The sequence below is a fragment of the Arenimonas sp. genome, from assembly GCF_019459675.1.
Lineage (GTDB): Bacteria > Pseudomonadota > Gammaproteobacteria > Xanthomonadales > Xanthomonadaceae > Arenimonas.
This window is the reverse complement of sequence record NZ_JAIBFH010000081.1, coordinates 1-9,743: the sequence shown is the minus strand read 5'-3', so window position 1 is coordinate 9,743 and position 9,743 is coordinate 1. Positions and strand designations below refer to the sequence as shown.

At 62.6% G+C, this 9,743-nt stretch carries 11 protein-coding genes; all 11 read left to right on the top strand.

Features of this window, described 5'->3' with window-relative positions:
* Positions 1-171: 171 nt before the first annotated feature.
* A complete protein-coding gene (locus K0M70_RS03150; RefSeq protein WP_290779183.1) occupies positions 172-402 on the top strand; it encodes a hypothetical protein in 231 nt (76 codons plus the stop codon).
* Between the two features lie 128 nt (positions 403-530).
* Positions 531-989: a hypothetical protein gene (locus K0M70_RS03145; protein WP_290779180.1), complete on the top strand. Its 459-nt coding sequence runs from the start codon at positions 531-533 to the stop codon at positions 987-989.
* 169 nt (positions 990-1,158) lie between these two features.
* On the top strand, positions 1,159-2,523 hold the full coding sequence (locus K0M70_RS03140) for an O-antigen ligase family protein (protein ID WP_290779177.1): 1,365 nt from the start codon (positions 1,159-1,161) through the stop codon (positions 2,521-2,523).
* Positions 2,524-2,531: 8 nt separating this feature from the next.
* Positions 2,532-2,735 carry a hypothetical protein gene (locus K0M70_RS03135; RefSeq protein ID WP_290779174.1) on the top strand — a complete coding sequence of 68 codons (204 nt, stop codon included), beginning with the start codon at positions 2,532-2,534 and terminating at the stop codon, positions 2,733-2,735.
* 35 nt (positions 2,736-2,770) lie between these two features.
* Positions 2,771-3,100, top strand: a complete 330-nt coding sequence (locus K0M70_RS03130; protein ID WP_290779171.1) for a MarR family EPS-associated transcriptional regulator — start codon at positions 2,771-2,773, stop codon at positions 3,098-3,100.
* A 1-nt stretch (position 3,101) separates the two neighbouring features.
* Positions 3,102-3,617: a transcription termination/antitermination NusG family protein gene (locus K0M70_RS03125; RefSeq protein ID WP_290779169.1), complete on the top strand. Its 516-nt coding sequence runs from the start codon at positions 3,102-3,104 to the stop codon at positions 3,615-3,617.
* Between the two features lie 88 nt (positions 3,618-3,705).
* Positions 3,706-4,986, top strand: coding sequence for a Vi polysaccharide biosynthesis UDP-N-acetylglucosamine C-6 dehydrogenase TviB (gene tviB, locus K0M70_RS03120; protein ID WP_290779166.1), 1,281 nt, complete (start codon positions 3,706-3,708; stop codon positions 4,984-4,986).
* A 110-nt stretch (positions 4,987-5,096) separates the two neighbouring features.
* Complete coding sequence (locus tag K0M70_RS03115; protein ID WP_290779164.1) at positions 5,097-5,894, top strand: FkbM family methyltransferase; 798 nt, start codon at positions 5,097-5,099, stop codon at positions 5,892-5,894.
* 93 nt (positions 5,895-5,987) lie between these two features.
* Positions 5,988-7,415 carry an oligosaccharide flippase family protein gene (locus tag K0M70_RS03110; protein WP_290779160.1) on the top strand — a complete coding sequence of 476 codons (1,428 nt, stop codon included), beginning with the start codon at positions 5,988-5,990 and terminating at the stop codon, positions 7,413-7,415.
* A 60-nt stretch (positions 7,416-7,475) separates the two neighbouring features.
* Entirely contained in the window at positions 7,476-8,990 is a 1,515-nt protein-coding gene (locus K0M70_RS03105) for a hypothetical protein (protein ID WP_290779157.1), read from the top strand.
* Positions 8,991-9,007: 17 nt separating this feature from the next.
* Positions 9,008-9,743 (top strand): hypothetical protein (locus tag K0M70_RS03100; protein WP_290779154.1); only part of this gene is annotated, 736 nt, incomplete at its 3' end.

Sequence of the window (9,743 nt, the reverse complement as noted above, 5' to 3'; positions counted from 1 at the left end):
ATCGACCGCCTGCCTGCCGACGGCGCCGACGGCCGGCTGGCCCTGCGCGTGGCCTTCGAAGACCGGCGCGTGGCCGTTTCCAACGTGCGCCAGCTGCTGGCCCTTGCCCCGGGCCGCTAACTGCTGTCGGGCCAGGCCAAGCCCGAAAACCTGCGCACCGAACGCGGCCTGGTGTGGACCGTCACCTGCGCCAGCGGCGGCGCCGCGCTGGGCGAAACTCCGCCGCTGCGCGGCAACGGCCCCTGGCGCGCATTCGAGGCGCAGTTCGAAGTGCCGGCCCAGGACTGTGCCGCGCAGTGGCTGGTGCTGCGATTGCCGGCCCGTATCCCCGCTGAACAGCGCATCGGCGGCCAGGCCTGGTTCGACGCCATCAAGATCACCCGGCAGCGGACAAGTAACTGATTTGAAAGATTTACCATGCAGTCTGCATGGGTCGCTGATGGGGCGATAAACGTTGCCATGCCCCCCTGGCCGGCCTACACTCGTGCTGTAACGCGTGTCACTAGTTAGCCCTTGAAGGAAACACCGCCATGATCCGTACCGCACTGCTTCTGTCCGCCATGTTCGCCGCGCCCGCGTTCGCCGCGGAAACCGCCGAACACGCCGCAACGCTCAGCGCGCAGCAGGGCACCGTGCTGGTGAACCAGGGCGACGAATTCATCACCGCCGCCGAAGCCCAGCCGCTGATGGCCGGCGACCGCGTGATGGTGATGGAAGGCGGCAGCGCCGAAATCACCTTCACCGACGGCTGCGTGCTGCCGCTGGCATCGGGTTCGCTGTTGGACGTGCCGGCCCTGTCCACCTGCGCCGGCAACGTGGCCAGCGTGCAGAGCATCGGCCCCAGCTATGCCCAGGCGCTGGGCGACAAGCCGCGCAGCGGCAACTACGTGTGGATCTTCGGCGCGTGGACGCTGCTGATCGGCGCCGCAGTGGTGGAGGGCGAGTTGGAGTTCAAGGACGGCATCCTGCCGCCGCCCGTCAGCCCGTAAGCTGCGCCGCCAAGTGCGCACGGAAAAGGCCGCCGCAGGGCGGCCTTTTTATTGGCGCGGTTTGTACGATTTGTAAGGCTTGGCGCACAGTAGATTTGCAGCGTAGTCCGCTATCATCACGCGAAGTCGACGGGCCGCAGCAAGTGCCCCGCGCCACGGGAGTTTGACCATGCCGCAGGCCGCAGCACGCACCGCAACCGCAAGCCTGCAGTGGCCGCTGGCCGCCGCGCTGCTGTTGCTGTGCCTGGTGCTGGGCGGCGGGCAGGGCACCCTGGGCGACGCGCTGTGCCAGGCCCTGGCGGCGCTGCTGATCATCACCACGCTGTGGCGCAGCCAAACCGAAGCCGACGCCGCACTGCCGCGCGCCGCGTGGCTGGCGCTGCTGCCGCTGGCCCTGCCGCTGCTGCAGCTGCTGCCGGCGCCCGAAGCGCTGTGGCTGGCTTCGCCCGAGCGCGTTGAAATCGCCGCGCAGCTGGCCACGGCCGGCGTTGAACCCGCGCACCGGCTCAGCCTGGTGCCTTACGGCACGCATACCGCCCTGACCTGGCTGCTGCCGGCGATGGCGCTGTTCCTGGCGGCGCTGCAGTTCACCGTGCGCCAGCGTCTGCGCCTGGTGGCCGTGCTGCTGACCGTGGCCGTGGGCGGCACGGTGCTCGGCATTGCGCAGCTGGCCGGCGGCCCCGACAGCGCGCTGCGTTTTTACACCATCACCAACCCCAGCGAAGCGGTGGGCTTCTTCGCCAACCGCAACCACTTCGCCAGCCAGCTGGCGCTGGCCTTGCCCTTCGTGCTGATTGGCACCGCCGCCTGGTGGAGCGCGCGCCGCGACGACAGCCACGCCGCGCTGCTGTGGCTGCTGGCCGGCATAGGCCTGGCGGCACTGCTGATCCTGGGCATTGCGCTGGCGCGTTCGCGCGCCGGCCTGCTGCTGGGCATGGTGGCCATCGCGCTCAGCGTGCCGGCGGTGCTGGCGTTGCGCCGGCAGCGCGGCGGCACGCGCCGCATCATTGCGGTGATCGTGGCGGTGGGTTTGTTGCTGAGCATCCAGTTTGCGCTGTTCGGCATCCTGCAGCGGTTCAAGGCCGACCCGATGGAGGACTCGCGTTTCCAGTACGCCGCGCTCAGCGCGCAGGCCGCGCAGGACCACGGGCCGCTGGGCACCGGGCTGGGCGGCTTCAGGCGTGCGTTCGAAGCCTACGACGTGGACTCGCCCATCAACGCCTACATCAACCACGCCCACAACGATTACGCCGAGCTGTGGCTGGAAGGCGGCTGGCTGGCCCTGGCGTTGGCGCTGGGCCTGGCCGTGGCCTACGTGCTGGCCAGCTGGCGCGCCTGGCGCCGCGATGGCGCCAGCGCACGCGAACAGCTGCTGGCGCGCGGCGCCATCATCGGCCTGTTGAGCCTTGCGCTGCATTCACTGGGCGACTACCCGCTGCGCACCACCGCACTGCTGGCTTGCGCCGGGCTGTTGGCCGCATTGCTGAGCCCGCCGCGTTCCCAACAAACGCACACGCAAATCAAACGGACTTGAGACCACGCATGCCCACCCTGGAAAACACCCGCATCGCCATCATTGGCCTGCTGGGGCTGGCCTTGCATTCACTGGGCGACTACCCGCTGCGGTCCACCGCCTTGCTGGCTTGCGCCGGTTTGCTGGCGGCGTTTCTGGTGCCGGGTTGCCACAGAAAGGTACTGGCGAGTGACGAAACAAAATCGTTTGTCCCGGTCGGGTCGAAGGGCTAAGCTGGCCCCGTGTTCAATCCGTGAACAACCTCCCCATGCCCCCTGTGGCTGACGAACTGAGCATCACCATCCTGCGCCGCCTGGCGGACTCGCCCGACGTGAACCAGCGCGAGCTGGCCCAGCATGCCGGCGTGTCGCTGGGGCGGCTGAACTATGCCCTGCGCGCCCTGGTGGACAAGGGCTGGGTGAAGGTGGGCAACTTCAGCCGCAGCCCGTACAAGCTGGGCTATGCCTACCTGCTGACGCCGGGCGGCATCGAGGCCAAGGCCAAGCTGACCAGGACCTTCCTCGACCGCAAAATGCGCGAGTACGACGCCCTGCGCGACGAAATCGAACGCCTGCAGCATGAAGTGGAGGGAGGCTGAGATGCTGCGCTGGTACTGCGTGCAGACCCGCCCGCGCGCCGAGGCGCAGGCGCTGGAGCACCTGCAGCGCCAGGGCTTCGACTGCCTGCTGCCGCGGCTGCAGCGCAGCGTGATCCGCAACGGCCGCCGGAAAATGACGGTCGAGGCGCTGTTCCCTCGCTACCTGTTCCTGCACGCCGATGCCGACACCACCAGCCTGGCGCCGGTGCGATCGACCCGCGGCGCCATCGGCTTGGTGCGCACCGCCGGCCTGCCGGCCACCGTGCCGGACGAACTCATTGAACGCCTGCGTGCCGACGCCAATGCCGATGGCCTGATCACCATGCCCGAGCGCCGGCTGCTGCCGGGCGAGCGCGTGGTTATCACCGAAGGGCCGCTGGCGGGACTGCAGGGCATCTACACCCAGGCGCAGAGCGAACGGCGAGCGCTGGTGTTGCTGGTAATCCTGGGCGGCACGCAGAGCGTGGCGCTGCCCATTTACGTGCTTGAACCTGCACGGGCGGCGCAAGCCGCCTGAGCAAGGCCACAACCTGGCAACGAACCGGCCTTACGAAAGCGCCAATGCAATCGTGGGGCGGTAGCGTGCCGGAAACCGAGAGAAACGGATGAAGCGACTGGAAGATTCCCGCATTGCCATCATCGGCCTCGGCTATGTGGGCCTGCCGCTGGCGGTGGAATTCGGCAAGCAATTCGACACCACCGGCTACGACATCCGCAGCGCCCGTGTAGCCGAACTGCGCGGCGGCAGTGACAGCACGCTTGAGTGCAGCCCTGAAGAGCTGGCCTCCAGCCCGAAGCTGCGCTTCACCGATCAACTAGCCGACATTGCCAGCTGCAACATCTACATCGTGACCGTGCCGACCCCGATCGACTCGGCCAAGCGGCCCGATCTCACGCCGCTCATCAAGGCCAGCGAGGCAATCGGCAGCGTGCTCAAGAAGGGCGATGTGGTGGTTTACGAGAGCACCGTGTACCCGGGCTGCACCGAGGAAGTCTGCGTGCCCCTCCTCGAGCGCGTGAGCAGCCTGAAATTCAACGAGGATTTCTTCTGCGGCTACAGTCCCGAACGCATCAACCCCGGCGACAAAGCCCACCGAGTCACCAACATCCTCAAGGTGACGTCGGGCTCAACGCCGGCCATCGCAGACTTTGTCGATGACCTCTATGCCAGCATCATCACCGCCGGTACCCACAAGGCCCCCAGCATGAAAGTAGCTGAGGCGGCCAAGGTCATCGAGAACACGCAGCGCGACCTCAACATCGCCCTGGTCAACGACTTGGCCATCCTGTTCAACAAGCTGGGCATCGACACCTTGGACGTGCTGGAAGCCGCCGGCACCAAATGGAACTTCCTGCCGTTCCGCCCCGGCCTGGTCGGCGGCCACTGCATCAGCGTGGACCCGTACTACCTGACCCACAAGGCGCAGGAAGTGGGCCACCATCCGCAGGTAATCCTGGCCGGGCGCCGTACCAACGACGGCATGGGCGCGTACGTGGCGGACCAGGTGATCAAGCTGATGGTGCGCAAGCGCATCAACCCCGTCGGCGCGCGAATCCTGGTGCTGGGCCTAGCCTTTAAGGAAAACTGCCCGGACCTGCGCAACACCCGCGTGGTCGACATCGTGCATGCGCTGGAAGGGTACAGCGCGCAGGTGGATGTGTTCGATCCCTGGGTGGACGCGTCCGAAGCGCGGCACGAATACAGTATTACACCCATCGATAAGCCGGAGCTGGGGGCGTACGACGCAATCGTGGGGGCGGTGAGCCACCACGAGTTCAGGAGTCTGGGCGGGCAGGGCGTGCGTGCGTTCGGCAAAGTGGCGGGCAGCGTGTTGTATGACGTGAAGTGCCTGCTGCCGCGCGATGCGGTCGACGGCCGACTCTGAGGTCGAGTTGGTTTCGGCTCTTCGGCTCGCTCACGGTAGGCACGAAATAAGTCTTCAGATCAGCGCAATCCCATTTGCCGTCATTCTTGAGCGTTTCGCTAGGAAAAAGTATGTTGAGAAATGTCGCTTATAAGATTGGCCGGAAGCTATATTTTTGGGCTAGAAAGGAAACCCCGAATAGCCCCGAGGAAAATGGTGAGTTTGCGTTGTTGTCGCACGTATTGAGCGAGACGGCTGGGCCGGCTACCGTGCTTGACGTTGGCGCAAACCGCGGCGAGTGGTCACGGAAAGCCGTCTCCCTGGCGCGCGCCAATCGCCTAGATGTTTGCGTGCATGCATTTGAGCCACTTTCCGGCACGCGGGCGCTGCTGGAAAAGGGTGTCGCGGAATTGCCGGAGGTTCGCGTCCACTCCGTTGCATTGTCGAATGCGCCCGGAACAGCGGCGTTCTACTCTCAGTCGGCAGGAAGCGGAACCAGCTCGCTGCATCCCGTTTCTGGCAATCGCGCCGAGGACGTGAAGCTAGCGACGCTGGATGCCTGGATCGCGGACCAGCAATGTACGCCGGTCAGGATGATAAAGATCGACGTGGAGGGATTCGATTCATTGGTTCTGGAAGGTGCGGCACGAACGCTCCAGGAAGGATTGGTGGACGTCGTCCAGTTCGAATACAACTGGCGATGGCTTCTGAACTCGCGCAGCCTGCATTGGGTTTTCCAGTTCATCGAAGACAAACCTTACATCTTCGGCAAAGTTGTTCCGGATGGCGTCATCACTTTCGAACGCTGGCATTTTGAACTCGACAGATTTTTCGAGGGCAACTATCTACTGCTGCGTCGAGACAGTGCGGTGGCGCAACTTGGCAGGCCGGCATGGTTCGATCAATCAAATGTCCTACGTCTGGCGTAATTGCTTCATATTTATGGTTGCGGTCGAGTTCATCGAGCCGCTCGGAGAGCCTGCTCCGCGTACACATTGGCTCCGCCTAAGCGCTTCGGCCTGATGTCGATTCGTATCCACGCGGCTTGGTCGGCTGGAGCCGCCATATTACTCACGGCGTCACGCTTCGCGCTGTTGGCGGTTCTGGCCCGTCGACTGGATCCGCACGCACTTGGGCTTTTCGCCTATGCGCAATGGATGGTTGACATCGGATTCCTTGTGGCGTCGTTCGGTGCCAACGGGGCAGCAACCCGGTTCTTCGCCGAGTACCGTTCGCGCCCCGGCCTGCTGCAGTCGTTTCTGCGCCTTTGGAGGCTGCCCTCCTTCTTACTGCCGCTGGCAGGTGCCTTGATTGCCGTGCTAGGCGCGAAGCTCACCGGTGCTGAGATTAGCTCCCAAGGGCTGGGGGCTTTGTCGTTGTGGGCGCTGTTTGCGGGCCTATGGGCAATGCAGACCTCTGTTTTGACCGGCCTTCAGCGCTTCGATTTGGTTTTTCTAGCAAACTTTCTGGCTGCGGTGGTCATGGTGCTGGGCTCGGCATTCATGCCCATGACACCGCATGACCCCACATCTGCGTTCTTGATCATGGGCTCAGGCTGTGCAGCGGCTTTCATGGTTGGATTGTTGCCTGTTCAGCGCCTGTACCTTTCAGGCGCTGGCTGGGACGAACGCCTGGATAGGGCGTCAATCATCCGCTACTGCATCAACGTGTGGGTGACGGCGCTCCTATGGAGCCTGGTGTGGTCCCGAGGCGAAGTGCCCCTCGTGCGGCATTTTCTGGGTGATGCACAACTCGCCAACTACACCGTGGCGCTCAGTCTGGTTGGTGGTGCCATCGCTGGCGTGATGCTCGGCGTCGGTGGCATTGCACCTCAGGTAACGCGGTTACTGGGTGATGCCAAGGTGCCCGAGGCGATCAGGTTGTGCAGGACGGTGGGCGATTGGCAACTGTTGCTGAGTGGCAGCGCGGCCGCACTTCTTATCTGGCTGTCACCCGAACTTTTGCGGGTGGCGTTTGGTCCGAGTTACGCAGCCGCAGGTCCTGTCCTCGCTCTGCTGGCTGCTGGGCTTCCGGCGCTTTCGTTCTCCATGCACAACCACTTGCTTCAAATCCAGACCGGGGCCCGCTTTAATCGAAATGCGACGCTCCTTGGGCTCGCTGTCCTTGGCGTGGGGGCATTACTTTTGATCCCCAGCTTTGGTATAGAGGGTGCTGCGTTTGCCCGTATGTCAACATTGTGGCTGCTGGCGTTGGTCAGCGCGATCGTTTTTTCCTCCCGTGCCGGACCGGCTGGCGTCAATCGGCTGGGCTTCACAACCGTCATGCTGGTTACAGCTGCATCGGCATGCGCCGTCGCGCTACTCCCGGCTCTCCCGCTCGGGATAAGGATGACAGTTGCTCTGGCAATTCCGTTTGGCCTCGCTGTCATGATCCGCGACGCGGATGGTCGTCCTGCTGTTCAGATGATGACGCGACGGGCTCTGCGATGATAGCCGGGTTTCCAAAAGGTGCGGCAGATCAGGCCGCGCCCAATTATGCGAGACTTCGTGATGTCCGCTAAACAGTCATGCCATGGCCTAGCTTCAGGCGCCGCGCGGCCCATTGTTTTCGGACTGCAACAGGCATTTTCCGCGCTGAGCTTGTCACTGACAGTCTATGCATTCATGGCGGCTTGGGCTGTGCTTCTTTCTCAGGCAGGGCTATCCGAGGCAACTTGCCTTGCCGTGGTCCACGCAGGTAGTGCGGCGAGCCTGCTAGTGTTCTGGAGGCTTGGTCGTTGGGGAAACGCGCGCTTCGATAGCTTTGGGGCGGCCCTCGTGCTGCTCGCCTCGGTCTACAGATTGCATGCGCTGATTGACACGTTATTCTTTGGGACGCGTGTCGAGCAAATTTACGCCTATGGCACGGTGCCAATGCCCGACGACGCGTTCTTACTCTTCTTCAAGGCGGAGACGATCGCGCTTTTTGGCTTGTTGTTGGTAGCCTGCTCGTGGCGTCTGCGCGTCGGACCACGTGTTGAGTCGTACTCGTTCATGCAAAATGCTGCAACGGTGCCAGTCCTAACCGCTGTAATGGCCTACGTGGCAGCACTTGGCGTTGATGTCCTAACCCGCGTCCTGGGCGTGAGCTTTGGCGTGCTGACTATGTTTTCGGGCACGTTGTTCCTCGTAGGGGTGGCTTCGATCTATTTCGTTGCTGCTCGACGCCCGTCGCGGGGCGGGCGTGTCTCTGCGGCGATCATCATGGCGCTCCCGATGACACTGCTGGCACTCAACAAGGGAATGAAAAGTGAAATGTTCCTCCCGTTGGTCCCTGCGGCCATTCATATCTGGATGGGTTACCGGCACGTCGTGGCGCGAAGTACGTTCGTGCTTCTTGCGGTTTCGGTTCTCGCCCTGTCCCAGCTCTACGTGTTTCATGTCAGGCAGGTCGCTTGGCATAGCGGGGGTATCGAGAGGGTCTCACCAATCGTATTGCTGAGGGGGTATGTCGAAGCACTGCCCACCATCAATCCAGTCGACGCGGTGGATTCCATCAGTTCGCGGATAAACCTGACGACCACGCACGCAATCACGGTTACCCTTGCAGATAAAAACGGGTTCGAACCCGCCAATGTGTTCGGCCCGATACCGGCCACTTTCGTGCCGCGTTTCCTCTGGCCGGACAAGCCAATCCTTATGCCTGGTGCCCAGCATACCGCCCGAATTCGCGGTCTTTCGGTCCCATTGACTGACATTCAGAGCGCAACAGCAGCAGGATTTGTGACAGAGCTGTATTTGGGCGGAGGCTGGATCGGTGTCGCACTTGGGGCGCTTGCGTTTGGGTTTCTGCTTGCGTCGGCACAAAATTGGGCGTTCCGCCGGGCCCCGGGGTTTGGACACTTGGTGTTTTGCTTCCTCGCGGCCTATTGGGCGTTTCGCTTCGACGAGAATCATGTCGTCTACAGCTACACAGGGGTCGTATTTCTGGTCGCATTCCTCTTGGTGCTCCGGAAGCTAACTGGCGCGTTGGGCCTCAAGTCCACTGGCGCTGCGCGAGCGCGTTCTGTGCGGGGAGGCGGCTAATGAAGCGTAGGCATTTGATGGTTGCTGCGACCGAGTGTCGTGACGGGGCGAGCGGCTCTGGGTTAGTTGCTGGCTTCCGTCAGCTCGGCTGGCTGGTCCAGACGGTTGACTACGGTGCATTTGCTGGAAGTTCTGTATCACTTGCTCTACGCGCCGCGACGCGGCTGACGCAGAACGCACTGCAGCAGGCTTACCAGGAGTCCGTATTGCATGAGTGTGAAGCCCTTCGGCCGGATGTTCTTTTCACTGTCAAGGGAACTGGATTGAATAAAAAGCTTCTGGAGCGTGTTCAATCGCTAGGAACGAAGATCGTTATGTACTATCCGGACGTTTCGTTTGACCATCCGGGTGTCGATAAGGAAAGCTTCCGACTGTACGACTGTTTCGTCACTACCAAGTCCTTCCAATTGGCCTGGTTGAGCGAGCGACTTGGGGTTGGGCGAGTTGCGCACGTTCCGCATGGGTACACCGAAGCGGTTTTTCAGTCAGTCCTCGATTCCGTTTCCGATCAGGAGTTTGTTTTCGATGTGCTCTATATGGGGAATCATTCGCCCTACAAGCAGCAGTGGCTGGAGCGCCTCATTGAGTTGCACCCAGGGTTAAATCTTGCTGTGGCGGGGAGTCGCTGGCGGGAACAGGCGTCCCCGTTGGGAATTCCAAGTTCGGCGATGTTGGGTGAAGTTCGAGGCCTCGCATTGGCAAAGCTTATCCAGACGTCTCGCATCAATATTGCATTGCATTTCGGAACGTCTG